We start from the raw sequence: 18879 nt of genomic DNA, 5'->3' as shown, positions 1-18879 counted from the left end.
TGCAACAGCTAACGCAGACATAGCCAATGAATTCGCCCCTACAAGGAACAATCCGATTCCGGGAACGAACCCTGTGGGGGCGATTCCGGGCACAAACCCTGTAGGGGCGATTTCAATCGCCAAGCGGGCCGAAGGTTCGCCCCCGACAAAACGCTGCAGCAAGCAGCGCGCCCCGCCACCCCGGAAGCTCGAAATCCAGCTGTAGTTCGATGAGCAACCCGACACAATGTAATCACACAGCGATGCATAACATCGCTTTCTGTATCAGATAACCCGATACGTCCCCAACCGCCTTCTGCCAAAGCAGATTCAGGTGCAAGAGTCAGCCGCACCGCGTCTACCACAGTCATTCCCCAGCCTTCCCTACCCAGTCCAGACCAGATCTGCTTCCACCCGGAAGCCGTGCGGCCTGACGCCTTATGCCCGCAACTTGTTTCGGCCGCCCCCGCAAGCGATACAAAAATCATATTCGATACACGTTTTAGTGTTTGATATTTGATTTCGTATCATTTAAAAATAGCGCCATGGCCAAGCCACCCCACGAACCCTGCATGGCTGGAGAACGGCATGTACGCACAATTGGTTGAGACCGGCGTGAAGCGCATCAAGGCGCTGGAGGAGATGTCCCCCGAGGAACGCGCCTTCCAGGAAAAGATCGACGCGGAAATCAAGATCGAGGCGAAGAACTGGATGCCGGATGCTTACCGGCAGACCTTGATCCGCCAGATTTCCCAGCACGCCCACTCCGAGATCGTCGGCATGCTGCCGGAGGGCAACTGGGTGACCCGTGCACCGACCCTGAAGCGCAAGCTGCAGCTGATGGCCAAGATCCAGGACGAAGCGGGTCACGGCCTCTACCTCTACAGCGCCATGGAAACCCTGGGCGCGGACCGTGACGCAGAGATCGCCAAGCTGCACTCGGGCCGCGCCAAGTACTCGAGCATCTTCAACTACCCGACCCTGAGCTGGGCCGACATGGGCGCCGTAGGCTGGCTGGTGGATGGCGCGGCCATCGTCAACCAGGTGGTGCTGCAGCGCACCTCCTATGGCCCCTACTCCCGCGCCATGATCCGCATCTGCAAGGAAGAGTCCTTCCACCAGCGCCAGGGCTACGAAATCCTCCTGCACATGATGCGTCACGGCACCCAGGCCCAGAAGGACATGGTCCAGGACGCTATCAACCGCCTCTGGTGGCCGTCGCTGATGATGTTCGGCCCGAGCGACGCCGACTCCCCCAACAGCGCCCAGTCCATGGCCTGGAAGATCAAGCGCCAGAGCAACGACGAACTGCGCCAGCGCTTCATCGACCAGACCGTGCCGCAGCTGGAGCTACTCGGCTGCACCGCCCCGGACCCGCACCTGAAGTGGAACGAGGAACGCGGCCACTACGATTTCGGCGAAATCCAGTGGGAAGAGTTCTACGAAGTGCTCAAGGGCAACGGCCCGTGCAACGTCGAGCGCGTCGCCACCCGCCGCAAAGCCATCGAAGACGGCGCCTGGGTCCGCGAAGCCGCGGTAGCCCACGCCCGCAAACAACAACGCAAAGCGAACGTCGCTTGACCTGCCCCTGAGCTGGAGATTCCTGCCATGTCTGAATGGACCCTTTTTGAAGTCTTCGTGCGCAGCAAGCACGGCCTGAACCACAAACACGTCGGCAGCGTGCATGCCGCCGACGCGCGCATGGCCATCGAGAACGCCCGCGAGCTGTACACCCGCCGCAACGAAGGTGTGAGCCTCTGGGTGGTGCCGTCCGCGCTGATCACCGCTTCCTCGCCGGACGAGAAAGAGCCGCTGTTCGACCCGTCCCAGGACAAGGTCTATCGCCACGCCAGCTTTTACGAGCTGCCGGCTGAAGTCGGCCACATGTGAGGCCGCTGCCATGACTCAACGCGAAGACCTCATCCAATACCTGCTGCGCCTCGGCGACAGCGCCCTGATCCAGGGCCAGCGCCTGTGCGAATGGTGCGGCCATGCCCCAGCGCTGGAAGAAGAACTGGCACTGATGAACGTCGGCCTCGACCTGGTGGGCCAGGCCCGCAACTGGCTGGACTACGCCGCCGAGCTGATTGCCGACGGCCGTGACGCCGACCACCTGGCCTTCCGCCGTGACGAGCGCGCCTACCGCAACCTGCTGCTGGTGGAGCAACCCAACGGCGACTACGCCGTGACCATTACCAAGCAGTTCTTCTACGACGCCTGGCACTTCCAGGTCCTGCACGGCCTGAGCCAGTCCAGCGACGAGCGCATTGCCGGCATCGCCGCCAAGGCCCTGAAGGAAGTCACCTACCACCTGCGCCGCTCCAGCGAATGGGTCGAGCGCCTGGGCGACGGCACTGAGGAAAGCCACCGACGCATGCTGGCGGCCATTCGCGATGTATGGCGCTTCACCGTCGAACTGGTGAATGGCGATGAGGTTGAGCAGCACCTATTCGAGGCCGGCATTGCTCCGAACCCGGCAGAGATCGCTGCCGCCTGGAAATCCAAGGTCGCCGACATTTTCGCCAGCGCCACCCTGCCGATGCCGGAGCCGGCCAGCTACTTCTACCTGTCCGGCAAGCGCGGCCTGCATACCGAGCACCTCGGCCTGCTGCTGGCCGAAATGCAGTTTCTCCAGCGGGCCCACCCCGATGCGTCCTGGTGAGCTGATCGCCAGCGACCGTGGCGCCCGGGCCGGCGCGCCAGATGATCTGGCGCGCGCCTGGTCGGTACTGGGCGAGGTGATGGACCCGGAAGTGCCGGTGGTCAGCGTGGTCGACCTCGGCATCGTCCGTGGCCTCGACTGGCATGACGGCCACTTGCATGTGGTCGTCACCCCGACCTACTCGGGCTGCCCGGCCACCGAGGTGATCGAGCAGGACATCGAGCAGGCCCTGGAAGGCGCCGGCTTCGCCGCGCCGAAGCTGGAACGCCGCCTGAACCCGGCCTGGACCACTGACTGGATCAGCCTTGAGGGCCGCGAGCGCCTGCGCGCCTACGGCATCGCCCCGCCGGCGGGCAGCACCAGCAAGCGCAGCCTGCTGGGCGAGTCCCCGGAAGTGTGCTGCCCGCAATGCGGCAGCGCCCATACAGAACTGCTCAGCCAGTTTGGCTCCACTGCGTGCAAAGCGTTGTACCGCTGCCGCGACTGCCTAGAGCCGTTCGACTATTTCAAGTGCATCTGAGTGGCTTGCCACCGGAGACGACCAAGATGAGCAAGTTCCACAGCCTGACAATCAAAGAAGTACGTCCGGAAACCCGCGACGCGGTGTCCATCGCCTTCGACATTCCCGAAGGCCTGGCCGAAACCTTCCACTTCACCCAGGGCCAGCATCTGGTAATGCGCACCCAGATGGATGGCGAGGAAGTACGCCGCTCCTACTCCATCTGCACCGGCGTCAACGACGGCGAGCTGCGGGTGGCGATCAAGCGCGTGGCAGGCGGCCGTTTCTCCGCCTTTGCCAACGACAGCCTGAAAGCCGGCCATAGCCTGGACGTGATGCCGCCGTCCGGCCACTTCTTCGTGGAACTGGACGCCGCGCGCCACGGCAACTACCTCGCGGTGGCGGCCGGCAGTGGCATCACGCCGATCCTGTCGATCATCAAGACCACCCTGGAAAGCGAGCCCCACAGCCGCTTCACCCTGCTCTACGGCAATCGCTCCAGTGCCTCGGCGCTGTTCCGCGAGCAACTGGAAGACCTGAAGAACCGCTATCTGCAGCGCCTCAACCTGATCTTCGTGTTCAGCCGCGAGCAGCAGGACGTGGACCTCTACAACGGCCGGATCGACGCCGACAAATGCGGCCAGCTGTTCTCCCGCTGGATCGACGTCAAGGCCCTGGACGCCGCCTTCATCTGCGGCCCGCAGGCGATGACCGAGACCGTGCGCGACCAGCTCAAGGCCAACGGTATGTCCACCGAACGCATCCACTTCGAGCTGTTCGCCGCCGCCGGCAGCAGCGCCAAGCGTGAAGCCCGCGAAGCCGCCCGCAGTGTGGACAGTGCCGTGAGCCAGGTCACCGTGATCAGCGATGGCCGCGAACTGACCTTCGAGCTGCCGCGCAACAGCGCCAGCGTGCTCGACGCCGGTAACGCCCAGGGTCTGGAACTGCCCTACTCCTGCAAGGCCGGTGTGTGCTCCACCTGCAAGTGCAAGGTGATCGAGGGCGAGGTGGAGATGGACAGCAACTTCGCCCTGGAGGACTACGAAGTGGCCGCCGGCTACGTGCTGTCGTGCCAGACCTTCCCGCTCAGCGAGAAGGTAGTCCTGGACTTCGACCAGCTCTGACGATGCGTAGGTGGAACGTTGTTTGGTGGGCTGAAGCCCACCCTACAGCCAACCGTGCCAAATCGTAGGGTGGGCTTCAGCCCACCGAAAAAGACAAAAAAGCAGCACCCGCAGTACCCCGTTCGACACAAGCAGCCTTGCCGTCGGCCGTTGAACGGGCGCCTCGACAAACACAAAAAGAGAGAGCAACCATGACCCCGCACGACCTCGATCGCATCCGGCAGCATCCGGATTTCATCCAGCTGGTCCGTCGCAAGCAGCGCCTGACCTGGTCCCTGACCGCCGCCATGCTGGCCATCTACTACGGCTTCGTGCTGCTGGTGGCCTTCGCCCCTGGCGTACTCGGCCAATCGCTCAATGGTGGTGTCACCAGCGTGGGCATGCTGGTCGGCGTGGTCATCATCCTGCTTTCCTTTGCGCTGACCGGCATCTACGTCAAGCGCACCAACAGCCAGCTCGATCCGTTGAACGACAAGCTCAAGCAGGAGTGCAGCCAATGAAAGCCCTCGCCTCCCTGCTGCTTACCGGCGGTCTGCTGGTCACGGAAAGCGCCTTCGCCGCCGATGCAGCCGCGCGTCCGCTGAACTGGAACGCCATCTACATGTTCCTGGCGTTCGTGCTCTTCACCCTCGGCATCACCCGCTGGGCCGCCCTGCGTACCCGTTCGACCGCCGACTTCTATACCGCAGGCGGCGGTCTCACCGGCTTCCAGAACGGCCTGGCGATTGCCGGCGACATGATCAGCGCAGCGTCCTTCCTCGGCATCTCCGCGATGATGTTCATGAACGGCTACGACGGCCTGCTCTACGCCCTGGGCGTGCTCGCCGGCTGGCCGATCATCCTGTTCCTGATCGCCGAACGCCTGCGCAACCTCGGCAAGTACACCTTCGCCGATGTGGTGTCCTATCGCCTGGAGCAGACCCCGATTCGCATCACCGCCGCCTTCGGCACCCTGACCGTGGCGCTGATGTACCTGGTGGCGCAGATGGTCGGCGCCGGCAAGCTGATCGAACTGCTGTTCGGCCTCTCCTACACCCAGGCCGTGATGCTGGTGGGCGTGCTGATGGTCTGCTACGTGACCTTCGGCGGCATGCTGGCCACCACCTGGGTGCAGATCATCAAGGCCGTGCTGCTGCTTTCGGGCACCAGCTTCATGGCGTTCATGGTGCTCAAGCACTTCGGCTTCAGCGTGGAGTCCATGTTCGCCGCCGCCACCTCGGTACACGCCAAGGGCACCGCCATCATGGCGCCGGGCGGGTTGCTGTCGAACCCCATCGACGCCATTTCCCTGGGGCTGGGCATGATGTTCGGCACCGCCGGCCTGCCGCACATCCTGATGCGCTTCTTCACCGTCAGCGATGCCAAGGAAGCCCGCAAGTCGGTCTTCTACGCCACCGGCTTCATCGGCTACTTCTACCTGCTGCTGATCGTGGTCGGCTTCGGCTCCATCGTGATGGTCGGCACCAACCCGGAATTCCGCGACGCGGCCGGCGCCATCATCGGCGGCGGCAACATGGTCGCGGTGCACCTGTCCCACGCGGTGGGCGGCAGCCTGTTCCTCGGTTTCATCTCCGCCGTGGCCTTCGCCACCATCCTAGCGGTGGTCGCTGGCCTGGCACTGTCCGGCGCCTCGGCCGTCTCTCACGACCTGTATGCCTGTGTGATCCGCAAGGGCCGCGCCAGCGAGCGCGAGGAAATGCGCGTGTCGCGCATCGCCACCCTCTGCATCGGCGCGCTGGCGGTAATCCTCGGCCTGTTGTTCGAGTCGCAGAACATTGCCTTCCTTTCCGGCCTGGTGCTGGCCATCGCCGCATCGGTCAACTTCCCGGTGCTGTTCCTCTCCATGTTCTGGAAGGGCCTCACCACCCGTGGCGCCGTGGCCGGCAGCGTGATGGGCCTGCTGTCCGCCATCGTCCTGCTGGTGTTGAGCCCGGCCGTCTGGGTCAACGTGCTGCATCACGACACGGCGCTTTTCCCGTACTCCAACCCGGCGCTGTTCTCCATGGGCATGGCCTTCTTCAGTGCCTGGCTGCTCTCGGTGACCGATGCCTCCGAGCGTGCCAGGGAAGAACGTGGCCGCTACCTGGCGCAGTTCATCCGTTCCATGACCGGAATCGGCGCAGCCGGCGCCGCGCGCCATTGAGTGCGCCCCTTTCACCTACTTACTCCGCAGAGAACATCCGATGACCCAAGCCACTACCCTGCAAAGCTTCATCGCCGGCCGCTGGATCGGCCAGCACGGCGCCCAGGCACTGCGCAGTGCCATCGACGGCAGCACTATCGCCCGCGCCCACGAGGAAGCCCTGGACTTCTCCGAAGCCATCGAGCACGGTCGCAAACGCGGCATCGCCAGCCTCATGGCCCTGGACTTCCAGCAGCGTGCGGCGCGCCTCAAGGCCCTGGCGCTTTACCTCAACGAGCGCAAGGAACAGCTCTACGCGCTGTCCCGCCACAGCGGCGCCACCCGTGCCGACAGCTGGATCGACATCGAAGGCGGCACCAGCACCCTGTTCAGCTACGCCGGCGTCGGCGCCCGCGAGCTGCCATCGGGCAACATCGTGCATGAAGGCCCGGCCATGCCGCTGGGCAAGCAGGGCACCTTTGCCGGCACCCACATCCTGGTGCCGCGCGGCGGCCTGGCCGTACACATCAACGCGTTCAACTTCCCGATCTGGGGGATGCTGGAGAAGTTCGCCCCGAGCTTCCTCGCCGGCATGCCGTGCATCGTCAAACCCGCCACCGCGACCAGCTACCTGACCGAAGCCGCCGTGCGCCTGATGCATGAATCCGGCCTGCTGCCGGAAGGCAGCCTGCAGCTGATCATCGGCAGCACCGGCGACCTGCTGGACCGCCTGCAGGGCCAGGACGTGGTGACCTTCACCGGTTCGGCCGACACCGCCGCCAAGCTGCGCGTGAACGCCAACCTGATTCGCAACTCCATCCCCTTCAACGCCGAAGCGGACTCGCTGAACTGCGCCATCCTCGCCCCGGAAATCACCCCGGACGATCCGGAGTTCGACCTCTTCGTCAAGGAAGTGGCCCGCGAGATGACCGTGAAGGCCGGGCAGAAGTGCACCGCGATTCGCCGTGCCATCGTGCCCGCCAAACACATCGACGCCGTGGCCGAGCGCCTGCGCGAGCGTCTGTCCAAAGTCGTGATCGGCGACCCCGCCGTGGAAGGCGTGAAGATGGGCGCGTTGGCGTCCCATGCCCAGCAGGCCGACGTGGCCGAGCGCCTGGATGCCCTGCTGGCCAGCAGCGAGCTGCTGTTCGGCGCGCGTGACGGCTTCGCCCCGCGCGGTGAAGGCGTGAACGAAGGCGCCTTCTTCGCCCCCACCCTGCTGCGCGCCCGTGATCCGCACGCCGAAGGCGGCGCCCACGACATCGAGGCCTTCGGCCCGGTGAGCACCCTGATGGCCTACGACGACATCGACGAGGCCATCGCCCTGGCCGCCCGTGGCAAGGGCAGCCTGGTGGCCAGCCTGGTCACCAAGGACCCGACCGTCGCTGCCCACGTGGTACCGCAAGCCGCCGCCCTGCACGGCCGCCTGCACATCCTCGACCGCGAAGCCGCCGCCGAATCCACTGGCCACGGCTCGCCGCTGCCGGTGCTCAAGCACGGCGGCCCCGGCCGTGCTGGCGGCGGTGAGGAACTGGGCGGACTGCGCGCGGTGAAGCACTACCTGCAACGCGCCGCCGTCCAGGGTTCGCCCACCATGCTGGCCGCCGTCACCGGCGAATACGTGCGTGGTGCCAAGGTGGTCGAGACCGAAGTGCACCCGTTCCGCCGCTACTTCGACGAGCTGCAGATCGGCGAATCCCTGCTGACCCACCGCCGTACCGTCACCGAGGCCGACATCGTCAACTTCGGCTGCCTGTCGGGCGATCACTTCTACATGCACTTCGACGAACTGGCCGCCAAGGAATCCCAGTTCGGCAAGCGCATCGCCCACGGCTACTTCGTGCTCTCCGCCGCCGCCGGCCTGTTCGTCTCCCCGGCCCCCGGCCCGGTGCTGGCCAACTACGGTTTGGACAGCCTGCGCTTCATCACCCCAGTGGGCATCGGCGACACCATCCAGGCGCGCCTGACCTGCAAGCGCAAGATCGACCAGGGCAAGAAGAGCCCCAAGGGCGAGCCGCAAGGTGTCGTGGCCTGGGACGTGGAGGTCACCAACCAGAACGGAGAGCTGGTGGCCAGCTACGACATCCTCACCCTGGTGCTGAAACGCCCTTGAGCCATGTGAACCGAGTCGCTGCGTGAGATTACGACCGGCCTTAGGGCCGGTTTTTTTTGCCTGCTCGGACGATTCGCGTTCTGTAGGGGCGATTTCAATCGCCAAGCGGACCGCAGGTCCGCCAGTGCAAGACAGCGGGGCAGCTGCGCCGCCCTTGGCGAATGAATTGGTTCTGTCTGCATAACGTGTTGCAAGCAGCTGCTTTGCCCGTAGGAGCTGGCTTGCCAGCGAATGGCTCCGTTTCGCTGGCAAGCCAGCTCCTACAAGGCTCTTGGCCCGATGGTGAATCTCTCGCAACTGCTAACGCAGACATAGCGAATGAATTCACCCCTACAACGCACAGCCCCCGAATCTGGCACGCAGCATCAAGCCCTTGGCAAGCAGGCACAAGGCCAGTGCACGGCAACTCCTTAGTATCCGGTCGCAGAAACGCTCCGCTGCCAATACCAAGAAGAAGGAAGCCTTGCCATGTCCCGGTCGAACCTGTTCCGACTTTCCACCCTGGCGCTGCTGGTGGGTGCCGCTACCCACGCGGGTGCCTATGAGCTTTACGCCGACGAAGACACCCGCCTGAACGCCACCCTGGAGGCCGTGTACGGCTTCTTCCACAGCCAGGAAAACTACGCCGTCGCTGGCTCGAAGAGCGAAGGGTCGTCGTCCTGGCGCGAGGGCTATGCCAAGTACGGCATCAGCTTCGACCAGGGGCTGGCGGGGGCCGGCACCAGCTATGGCGCCTTCAACCTGCTCAGCTCCGGCACCTGGGGTGACGGCGACGCGGCTGGCTTCACTGATGGCTCCGAGCGCACCACCAAGATCGAAGACGCCTACCTCGGCTGGCGCTCCGGCCAGTTGTTCGAGGCCCTGGGCGAAGACGGTGTGGACTTCTCCTTCGGCCGCCAGAACGTCATGGTCGGCGACGGCTTCCTCATCAATGGCGATGCCCTCAACCTCGGCAAAGGTCTTGCCGATGGCGAGTTCAACCGTGGCGGTGCCTACTGGCTGGCGGCACGCAAGGCGTTCGACCAGACCGCCATCCTGCGCCTCGGCGGCAAGGACGGCCTGCGCGGCGACCTGATGTGGCTGAAATCCGACAACCGCGCCCAAGCCAAGCCCGAGCTGCTGGTGGGCACCCTGGAGCACGTATCCGAGGCCGGCACCCTGGGCCTGACGGCCATCGATATCCGCGATATCGATGAAGAGTTCGCCTCGCCCTTCCAGGCCGAACGCGACGGCATGAAGACCTACAGCCTGCGCGGCCAGGGCAATGCCGGGGTGGAGAACCTGTTCCTCTCAGGCGAGTACGCCTGGCAGGACAAGAAAAACGTCGACGACGAGAACGCCTGGTACCTGGAAGCCGGCTGGACCTTCTCCGACGTGGCCTGGAGCCCGAGCGTGAACTACCGCTACAGCCGCTTCTCGGAGGGTTACGACCCGCTGTTCACCGGCTTCAGCCGTGGCTACGGCACCTGGTTCCAGGGCGAGGTAGCGGGCAACTACGCCGGCCCGTTCAACTCCAACACCCAGGTCCACCACGTTGCCTTCAAGGTGACGCCGCTGGAGAACCTGAGCCTTGGCGCGCTGTGGTTCGACTTCAACACCCTGGATCGCGACCTGGGCAACTTCGATGGCAGCGAGGTGGACCTCTACGCCGAATGGGCGGTGAGTGAAAACCTGATCGTCATGCCCGTGGTCGGCCTTTACAAGCCTGACCGCAGTGCGGACGAAGGCGGCACCCAGCTCGGTGGCGACGACAGCAACCTCTACAGCCAACTGGTGTTCGTCACCGTCTTCTGAATCCATCCGGGGCGGCAACGCCCCGGCTTCTCCAAGCGACCGCGTCCATGTCCAGCCCTAGCCTCAGCATCCAAAGCAAGATCACCCTGCTGGCGAGCCTCTGCCTGATCCTGGTGGTGGGCCTGCTGGTCGGCCTGTCGCTCTACCAGACCCGCACCAGTACCGAGCGAGTCAAGGATTCCAGCGAGCGCATGCTGGCCGAAGCCGCGCGCCTCAACCTGCAAGCGCAGGGCAAGGTGCAGGCGCTGCAGATCCAGCGCAGCTTCACCCGCACCCACGAATACGGGCTGGGCCTGGCGCGGCACCTGCTCTACCTGCGCGAACGCGCCGCCCGAGGCGAAATGAGCGCCGAAGCCCTGCGGGCCGAACTGGCCGGTGAACTGCGCAAGGCCGTGGAGCAGCGCGCTGATCTGCTTGGCCTGTTCCTGATCTTCCAGCCTGATGCCCTCGATGGGCGCGATAGCGACTTCCGTGGTCGCGGCGACCTCGGCAGCAACGATGCCGGACGCTTCGCCCTCTATTGGCTGCAGGCGAAACCCGGTGAATTGCAGGCGGTGCCGGGCGACGAAAAACTGCTGTCGGACACCTCCCCCGGCCCCAGCGGCGCCCCCTTCAACGCCTTCTTCACCTGCCCGCGCGACAGCGGGCAGCTGTGCTTGCTGGAACCCTACTTCGACGAGTCTTCGGGCAGCCGCAAGCTGGTCACCAGCGTCGCCTTCCCGCTGTTGGAGAACGGCAAGGTAGTGGCCGTGATCGGCCTGGACATCAGCCTCGACAGCCTGCAACAGGACGCCCTGGCCGGCAGCCGCGAACTCTATGAGGGAAACGGCCGCGTCAGCATCGTCAGCCCATCCGGCGTGGTCGCCGGCCATAGCCAGGATGCCGGCCAGCTCGGCAAGCGCCTGCAGGTGGTGCTGCCAGACCAGGCCGCCGAAGTCCTCGACTTTCTCGGCCGCAGCGAGCCCCACGCCTTTATCGACCAGGGGCAGATCAGCGTGCTGGAACCCCTCGCCCCCATTGCCGGCGCCAAGCCCTGGGGCGTGTTGCTGGGCGTGCCGCAATCGGTGCTGCTGGCCCCTGCCGAAGCCCTGAAAGTGCAAATGGATGACGAGCGCCTGCAAAGCTCAGCACTGGAGTTCGCCCTGGGTTCGGTCGCCGCTCTGCTCGGTGTCGCGCTGATCTGGCTGGCCGCCCGTGGCGTAACCCGCCCCTTGCTGCGCCTGGCCGCCATGCTGGAAGGCATCGCCGACGGCGAAGGCGACCTCACCCGTCGTCTGACCTACACCCGAAACGACGAGCTGGGCCGCCTGGCGCTGGCCTTCAATCGCTTCCTCGACAAGCTGCAGCCGGTGATCGCCAAGGTGCAGGGTTCGGTGCGCAATGCTCGTGAGACGGCCGACCAGTCGGCCCTGATCGCCCGCCAGACCAGTGAAGGTATGCAGCAGCAGTTTCGCGAGATCGATCAGGTGGCCACCGCGCTGCACGAAATGTCCGCCACCGCCAACGCCTCGGCCCAGAGCGCTGCCCAGGCCGCCGATGCCGCACGCCACGCTGACCAGGCCAGCCGCGAAGGCTTGCAGGTGATCAGCCTCACCACCCGCGCCATCCATGCCCAGGCGCGGGACATGAGCGAGGCCATGGCTCAACTGCAGACGCTGGCGCAGAGCAGCGAGCAGATCGGTTCGGTGCTGGAGGTCATTCTCTCCATTGCCGGACAGACCAACCTGCTCGCCCTCAATGCCGCCATCGAGGCGGCCCGAGCGGGCGATGCCGGGCGCGGCTTCGCCGTGGTTGCCGATGAGGTGCGCAGCCTGGCGCGGCGCACCCAGGACTCCGTGGAAGAGATTCGCCAGGTGATCGACAACCTGCAGAACGGCACCCGCGATGTGACCCAGGCCATGCAGGGCAGCCATGGCCTGGCGCAGGAGAACGTCAGCCAGGTGCAGCAAGCTGTAGCCGCCCTGGAGCGCATCAGCGACGCCGTAAACCTGATCACCGAAATGAATTTGCAGATCGCCAGTGCCGCCGAGGAGCAAAGCAGCGTCGCAGATGAAATCAATCGCAACGTCGAGGCCATCCGCGACGTGACCGAGTCGCTGTCCGGCCAGGCCGAGCAGTCGGCCCAGGTCAGTCGCCAACTCAATGAACTGGCCAATCATCAGCAAGGGCTGATGCAGCAGTTTCGTGCCTGAGGTCCACAAGACCCCGGCGCGTCGTCAGGCAGCCCGGCTGCCACTCCCCGTCGCCACCGGCCTGAAGGGCTACCCGCCCTGACGGGTCGGTGGCACTCCCGTCACAACTTCTTCTCGGGTGTGACCGCCCCACAGGTGGGCCGCGTCATCGAAGAAAACCTCCCTGCCCGCAGAAGTCTCCATGCATCCACTACGCAAAGCCCTGCACAACGAGCTGCACTCGCGTCCGTCGATCTACTTCCGTGATCCGGCCCACGTCTATCACTTCGCCTTCGCCGATGCCGAGGACGTCTGCGACGCCCTGGTAGAGAGGCTCAACCAGGTCACCGACGCACCGCTGGCGAGCAACGGCTCCCAGGGTCTGCTGCGGATGGGCGAGAACACCCTGAAATGGGAACGCCACACCGAGTTCTTCACCCTGACGCTGGTGGTACCGCGCACACCGGGCGACGCCTTCTGGCCACCGCTACCTGCCGAACTGGAAAGCCTGGTGGCCGACTACCGTCACCTGCTGATCAACGCCGACCAGGTGCTGGTGGAGTCCGAGACGAACTGGGCCGGCGAGACGTCAGCCTATGGTTTCAAGGACCCTTCAGGCTCCACCCTGGGCGGTGGCGATGCGATCGCCTGGTCCGACTTTCGCCTGACTGAAGACGGGGTGAACCGCATCCTGCTGGTCAACCGCCGGCTCAATGCGTATCGCCTCGGCCGGATGATCCGCCGCCTGCTGGAGATCGAGACCTACCGCATGATGGCCTCCCTCACCCTGCCGGTAGCCCAGGCGGTGAGCCTGCAGCTGAAGGAATACGACAAGGAGCTGACCAGCCTTTCCGACCGCAACGCCGAGGGAAAGAGCAGCGCCAAGGTGCTGTCGGCCGATATCGCCGCCCTCTCCGCACGCATCGTGCGCAGCACCGCACGCACCCGGCAGCGCTTCAGCGCCACCGAAGCCTACGCGCAGATCGTCTTCGAGCGGATCAACGAGTTGCGCGAATCCCACATCGGCGATTGTCAGCGTCTGGGCGTGTTCATCGAGCGCCGCTTCCGCCCCACCGTGCGTTACTGCGTCGCCACTGACCAGCGTCTGGTACGCCTGGGACAAAGCGTCGCCAACCTGGGCGACCTGCTGCAGGCGCGGGTGCAGGTGGAAGTGGAAGAGCAGAACTCGGAAATCCTGCGCAGCCTGAACGCCCGCGCCGATACGCAGATCAAGATCCAGAGGGCGGTCGAAGGCCTGTCCATCATCGCCATCAGCTACTACCTGCTGAGCCTGTTCAAGCTGTTCTACGGCGGCCTGCACACCCTCGGGCTGGATATCTCGGCGAAGACCGCAATCCTGGTGACGACGCCGGTGGTGGTGCTGATCCTGGGCGGGATATTCCTGCGGATCAGGAAGGCCAAGGGGCATTGATCCCAATACCGGAAGTCGCCGGGAGCTGTAGGGGCGATTTCAATCGCCAAGGCCGGCGAAGCTGCCCCCCTGCAAGTCCGATGGGCAGACCTGCGGCCTGCATGGCGAATGAATTCGCCCCTTCAAATGAGTGCCAATGCCACGGGATTGCACAGCACAGTAGCCTGGATGAAATCCAGGAAATGCCCCCGGATTGCATCCAGGCCACGAGCGCCACCCGTTCTGCAAATGGCGCCGGCAAGAAATCGCACCCAAAAAAAGACCCGGCAATTTGCCGGGTCAATAACCGTGATTAGCCTGATGAGGAGATAATCTGATGAGTCCGAAATCTGGGCTTGTCAGCTTATCCAGCTGGCCGCGAGGCCAGTGGTTGGAATAATAATGATTCTCATTTTTCAGTCAAGTGATTTTTACTGCTACATGTGAATCAATGCTATTCACTGACCAGCGGCCCTTCTCCCCTCCCACTCATTCCAGCGCCAGCCCGGCCTCGGCCAGTGTCCGGCGGTAGCCCTCGCGCAAGGGCTCAAGCCGGCTCCAGACCTGCCCTATGCATTCTTCGAGGGCGATGTGGCTGCTGGCGCGAACGCGGTCTTCCAGATTGCAGCCACGATAGAAAGCGTTCACCACCTCGACCATGGGCTCACGCTGGTTCTCCATCAGCACTGCAGCGTGGGCCAGGACCACATGGCGCCCGTCGTCGCGGCGACGGCGCCAGCGCTGGGCGGTACCCACCAGCTTGCGTGCCGAGACAGTGACGTTGTAACGACCGTCGCAGAAAGCGCCGTCCACCTCGCCCAGCCCACTTTCCAGGCCCATGCCGGACAACCAGTCGAGCATGGGCTGGCACAGGCGCACGTAGGCGTTCTCGATGCGGGTCAGCTCGCTCTCACGCGGTGGCAAGGCATAGGCCAGCGCCACATTGAGTACCGCCGACGATTGCGGCACGGGTTCGCCGCCGCTGTCGCGCAGGGCGACGGGCCAGCCGAGCGCCATGCAATCGGCCTCGGCAGCCGCGAACCCGGCCAGCCGGCTCATCCGCTGCGGCATCACCAGTGCTGCTGCATTCGGCCGCCAGAGCAGCAGCCCGCATTGCTGCGCGCCTTGCTGGATGCGCTCCAGCAACTGGCGTTCGGCGTCCAGTCCTGCGGTTACCGCAAATCGTGAAACCTGGTGCATGAGTGCTCCTGCTCAAACGGCTTGCCACCGCCGACGTCTTGCAGCGCCAAACCGATATTCCGTTCTTGGGTTGCTACCGTTGATGAACTCACCTCAACGATCTCTTCAGTTCACCCGTCCCAGATTCACCACCAACGGCCAGCTCACCCGGCGGGTGCTGGCCGGGTCGCCCCAGGCCTGCTGGAAGCGTTCCCGCAAGGGGTCGAGGGGGTTGCTGCCGTGGGCGGCCTGGTAGGTCGCCAGGGCCGACCAGCTTTCCAGGTAGCCCAGCAGACGCGTCAGGTCCCACTCGGCATCCAGGGTAAACGGCGGGACTTCGATGCGTTCGAAGGGGAATGGCAGGGTGCGGTAGCCCTGCTCCACATGCTTGCGCTCCTCGGCCCAGTAGCTGCCGAGAATATCGTGGTAGAGGTGGCTGACCAGCGCATCCACCTCGGGGGTGATCTGCGTGAGGTTGTAGGAGATCACCGCCAGCAGCCCACTCGGTTTGCTGACGCGTCGTACTTCCGCATAGAAGCGCTCCAGGTCGAACCAGTGCAGCGCCTGGGCCACCAGGGTCAGCGACACACTGGCGTCGGCCAGCGACGTCTGCTCGGCCGGCTCGCAGCGGTAGTCGATATTGGCTGCCGGCTCGGCCCTGGTCAGTTGCGATGCGCTGATATCGGTTCCCACCACACGCTGGAAGTGCCGGGCAAGGCCCTGCGTGGCCTGGCCGGTGCCGCAACCGCAGTCCCAGGCCAGGGACAGGTCGGGCGCCTGTTGGCTGAGCCAGGCAATCAGGGTGGGATCGTAGGTGGGACGATTGGCGCGGTAGGCGTCGGAATTGCGGGTGAAGAGCGCGCTGGTTTCGGACATGGCAGAAGATCCGGTTCGGGTCGCTGGGGGCTGCCAGCATAGCGCGGGTGAAGCCGTAGGGCTGGCCTTGTAGGGGCCAATTCATTCGCCAAGGAGGCCGAAGATCGGCCTTGGCACCTGGCATTTCCCACCCGCCCTCACCCCAGCCCTCTCCCAAAGGGAGAGGGGGCCGTCCGTGTCCTTACTTCACGATGGCCAGCTCGAACGAACCCTGGTCGCTGTGTTCGTGTACCTGCATGCCCGACTCGCTCAAGGCGAGGTCCTGCAGGGGGCGTTTGAAGGGTTTGTTGTCCAGGGTCTGCAGACTGCGGTCCTCCTCGGTGGTGAGCAGCAGCACGTAACGCTCACCCTGGTTGGCGCGCACTTGCACGGTGCCTTCGATGAAGGCGTAGCGGTACCAGGTTTCGCCGTGGAGCTGGTAGACGGCGTCGCTCACCAGACGGGTCGGGCGCTTGGCTTCGTCGAGGAACAGCAGGGACGGATAAACGACCTGGCGGTTGGCGAAACTGCGGATGCGCAGGCCATAGCTGTGCTGTGAGCGCGGCAGCTTGTGGCCGCTGTAGTAGCTGCGCCCCATGGGGAACTCGAAGCTGGGCGAGAGATTGTTCAATTCTTCGTAGCGCGGCTCTTCGACCGAGACTTCGGTGAAGGCGTCATCCGGCAGTTGGCCGCAGCAGCGGTCCACCAGGCTCTGGTACAGCGCTTCGCCCTGCTCTTCGCTGCCTTCCAGCAAGGCTTTCATGGCGGCGGTGGGTTGACCGTCGAGGGACGGCAGCAACGCGGCCTTGCGCTTGAACGCCATTTCGCGTGCTTCGGTGTAGGCGATGGGGCCGGGCCGTTCCTCGTCATCCGCGCTCGCCCTGCCCCGTGCCGGCACCGGCGAGTTGTGGGTGCGGCCCTGTTCGTCGACCCAGGTGAAATAGGCCGGCCCCTGTTCCGGTCGGGAGTAGCCGCGGCCTTCGAGCACGTCGGAATCGACGTACTCCTCCGAACGCTGGCCGTTGGGCAGGACGAAGTTGCGTTCCCCCGCCTCCACCTGCCCGGCTGCGTAGAAGCTGTTCTGCAGGTTGCCGCTGGCATCCACCCAGGTGAAGTAACGCCGCTTGCTCTCGCCGGCCTTGGCACTGCCGGGCCAGACCGTGCCATCGGCATCCTTGAGGCGCGCCTGATCACTCTGGGCGATGCGTTTGGCCGCCTGGCGCTGCTGGTCGCTGTAGCGGCTGTCGACGAAGGTGTTGTGCACCCGGCCCTGGTCATCGATCCAGGTCAGGTAGCGGCCGCTGCTGGCCTGTGCGGTACCGATGAGGGTCAGGGCGAGAAACAGGATGGGCGCTTTCATCAGAAGGTCGTCTGGTAGGTCAGGGCCAGGATGTATGCCTTTACGGACGTCTCGACGTTCTGCCCGGCATAGGGGTTGTACACCAGGTTGTCGATGCCGGTGCAGTTGAGGCTGCAACTGGTGTTGGCTTTGGTGCTTTGCTGGGTGGTGAAGTAGTTGAAGCCGATGTCGATGTTGGTGTCCTTGTCCCAGCGGTACCCCAGGCCCAGGCCATAGAGATGGGCATCCCCGATGGGCGCGAGCACATCCGCCTTGTCGTCGGGAATCGCCGACGGGCGCCATTCGTAGCCTGCGCGCACGGCCAACCTGTCGGTCCACTGGTACTGCACGCCGAGCGCCCAGCTCCAGGTATCGCGGTAGCCGCGGTCGAGGATGATGCTGTGGCTGGTGGCGTTGCCGCCGCCGAAGTTCTTGGCGATGCGTAGCAGGTCCAGCTCGCGGTCGAACTCGATCTCGAACTCGTTCCAGTCGCTGTAGCCGCTCCACTTCAGGTCGAGGTTGAACTGCCAGCGGTCGAAGGGCACGAGCTTGATCCCGGTGGAGAAGTTGTCCGGGTAGGTCATGTCCAGCGACGCGTTGCCGATTTCCTCATCGACGTTGCCATAAGGGAACAGCGGGCTCAGTACCTGTCCGAAGAGCGACGACTGCATGCCGGACCAGAAGCCTTGCCAGTCCTTGCTGTAGTCGACCCGGTACTTGCCCTGCAGGTGCATGCGCGCCTCGCTCTGGTAGGTGGCCCCCCAGGCGAACCAGTCGGTGGGCTCCCAGAGGACGCCGATGTTCCAGGTGGGCGACAGCGACTGCTGCAGGTCCAGGTCCATGTTGGCGAGGGTATCGAAAGGCCCGATCTTGCCACCACAGACGTTGATGATCCCCGACACCACCTCCCCCATTCCCGGCAGGCAGAGGAACTCGTTGAACAGCCGGGTCAGGCCGGTAAGGAAGCCCGGGTTGCGGAAGTCCTGGTTGAGGGCCATCGCCTGATGGGAGAAACCGACGGACAGTCCGACCGCCAGTTCGTCATTCACCTGGTAGCCCACCGAAGGCGAGAAGTAGGTGATGCGTTGCAAGGCCACCTCTCGGCCCTGGTAACGCGCCGGATCGCTGTCGGAATCCCGCGAGTAGCCCAGGGCCATGGGCGCGTAGACGTTGGTGGCGAAGGTGAACTTGGAACCCGGTGGGTTGATCGACAAGCCCGCCAGCGGCGCGAACAGCACGGGCACTTCGGTCATGCCGCCCATGCCGGGCAGGTACATGGCCGGGGTCAGGGTGCGGCTGCTGGAGTTGGCGACCGGGTCGTCGTCGTAGCCGAGGAAGCCGTAGTCCTCGGGCGCTTCGAACTTGGCGCGGATGTCCATCACCCCGGTGAGGAACTTCACCGTGGTCTGGCGGCCCTTGAGCTTGGTCAGGGCGGCCGGGTTGTAGTGCACGGCGTCGATACCGGACGAATCGGCGGTAACGGCGTTGGCCATGGCCATCGCCTTGGGGTTGCCGATGGTCAGGTCGTTGGCCAGTTGCGCCTGGGCGATGCCCGCCCAGCACAGACCGACCCCGGCGATCGCCCGCGCAAGCGGCGAAAGATGCATGCTCATGAGGTGCGCTCTCGCCGG

At 64.7% G+C, this 18879-nt stretch carries 15 protein-coding genes; 11 read left to right on the top strand and 4 right to left on the bottom strand.

What is annotated here, in order from left to right; translation table 11 throughout:
• The first annotated feature begins 567 nt into the window (after positions 1 to 567).
• The 11 genes from paaA to G559_RS0105780 all read left to right on the top strand — a co-directional run bounded on the left by paaA (position 568) and on the right by G559_RS0105780 (position 13896).
• Positions 568 to 1560, top strand: a complete 993-nt coding sequence (paaA, locus tag G559_RS0105830) for a 1,2-phenylacetyl-CoA epoxidase subunit PaaA (protein WP_028627345.1) — start codon at positions 568 to 570, stop codon at positions 1558 to 1560.
• A gap of 27 nt (positions 1561 to 1587) precedes the next feature.
• Positions 1588 to 1869, top strand: coding sequence for a 1,2-phenylacetyl-CoA epoxidase subunit PaaB (gene paaB, locus G559_RS0105825; RefSeq protein WP_016493150.1), 282 nt, complete (start codon positions 1588 to 1590; stop codon positions 1867 to 1869).
• 10 nt (positions 1870 to 1879) lie between these two features.
• On the top strand, positions 1880 to 2641 hold the full coding sequence (paaC, locus tag G559_RS0105820; protein WP_028627344.1) for a 1,2-phenylacetyl-CoA epoxidase subunit PaaC: 762 nt from the start codon (positions 1880 to 1882) through the stop codon (positions 2639 to 2641).
• Complete coding sequence (paaD, locus tag G559_RS0105815) at positions 2628 to 3161, top strand: 1,2-phenylacetyl-CoA epoxidase subunit PaaD (RefSeq protein ID WP_028627343.1); 534 nt, start codon at positions 2628 to 2630, stop codon at positions 3159 to 3161. Before paaC ends, paaD begins: the two co-directional genes overlap by 14 nt.
• 26 nt (positions 3162 to 3187) lie before the next feature.
• Complete coding sequence (paaE, locus tag G559_RS0105810; protein WP_028627342.1) at positions 3188 to 4264, top strand: 1,2-phenylacetyl-CoA epoxidase subunit PaaE; 1077 nt, start codon at positions 3188 to 3190, stop codon at positions 4262 to 4264.
• Between the two features lie 191 nt (positions 4265 to 4455).
• The gene (locus G559_RS0105805; RefSeq protein WP_028627341.1) at positions 4456 to 4764 is read left to right on the top strand and encodes a DUF485 domain-containing protein; all 309 of its coding nucleotides are present in this window, start codon (positions 4456 to 4458) and stop codon (positions 4762 to 4764) included.
• A complete protein-coding gene (locus G559_RS0105800; RefSeq protein ID WP_028627340.1) occupies positions 4761 to 6407 on the top strand; it encodes a cation acetate symporter in 1647 nt (548 codons plus the stop codon). Before G559_RS0105805 ends, G559_RS0105800 begins: the two co-directional genes overlap by 4 nt.
• Positions 6408 to 6447: 40 nt before the next feature.
• Positions 6448 to 8499, top strand: coding sequence for a phenylacetic acid degradation bifunctional protein PaaZ (gene paaZ / locus G559_RS0105795; RefSeq protein ID WP_028627339.1), 2052 nt, complete (start codon positions 6448 to 6450; stop codon positions 8497 to 8499).
• A gap of 468 nt (positions 8500 to 8967) precedes the next feature.
• Positions 8968 to 10293 carry an alginate export family protein gene (locus G559_RS0105790; protein WP_028627338.1) on the top strand — a complete coding sequence of 442 codons (1326 nt, stop codon included), beginning with the start codon at positions 8968 to 8970 and terminating at the stop codon, positions 10291 to 10293.
• A 47-nt stretch (positions 10294 to 10340) separates the two neighbouring features.
• Positions 10341 to 12485: a methyl-accepting chemotaxis protein gene (locus G559_RS0105785; protein WP_028627337.1), complete on the top strand. Its 2145-nt coding sequence runs from the start codon at positions 10341 to 10343 to the stop codon at positions 12483 to 12485.
• 181 nt (positions 12486 to 12666) lie between these two features.
• Positions 12667 to 13896 (top strand): DUF3422 domain-containing protein, encoded by a 1230-nt coding sequence (locus G559_RS0105780; protein ID WP_028627336.1) that lies wholly within the window; start codon positions 12667 to 12669, stop codon positions 13894 to 13896.
• Positions 13897 to 14364: 468 nt separating this feature from the next.
• On the opposite strand, the gene G559_RS0105775 is transcribed toward G559_RS0105780, so the two are convergent.
• The 4 genes from G559_RS0105775 to G559_RS0105760 form a co-directional block, all read right to left on the bottom strand.
• Positions 14365 to 15075 (bottom strand): lipoate--protein ligase family protein, encoded by a 711-nt coding sequence (locus G559_RS0105775; RefSeq protein WP_028627335.1) that lies wholly within the window; start codon positions 15073 to 15075, stop codon positions 14365 to 14367.
• Positions 15076 to 15180: 105 nt separating this feature from the next.
• Positions 15181 to 15930: a class I SAM-dependent methyltransferase gene (locus G559_RS0105770; protein ID WP_028627334.1), complete on the bottom strand. Its 750-nt coding sequence runs from the start codon at positions 15928 to 15930 to the stop codon at positions 15181 to 15183.
• Between the two features lie 181 nt (positions 15931 to 16111).
• Positions 16112 to 17269 (bottom strand): MalM family protein, encoded by a 1158-nt coding sequence (locus G559_RS0105765; protein WP_028627333.1) that lies wholly within the window; start codon positions 17267 to 17269, stop codon positions 16112 to 16114.
• The gene (locus G559_RS0105760; protein WP_036996965.1) at positions 17269 to 18855 is read right to left on the bottom strand and encodes an outer membrane protein transport protein; all 1587 of its coding nucleotides are present in this window, start codon (positions 18853 to 18855) and stop codon (positions 17269 to 17271) included. The genes G559_RS0105765 and G559_RS0105760 overlap by 1 nt, the downstream gene beginning before the upstream one ends.
• Positions 18856 to 18879: the final 24 nt, after the last annotated feature.

The organism is Metapseudomonas resinovorans DSM 21078 (genome assembly GCF_000423545.1).
In the GTDB taxonomy this organism is placed as follows: Bacteria; Pseudomonadota; Gammaproteobacteria; order Pseudomonadales; family Pseudomonadaceae; genus Metapseudomonas; species Metapseudomonas resinovorans.
This window is presented reverse-complemented; position numbering and strand designations above follow the sequence as displayed.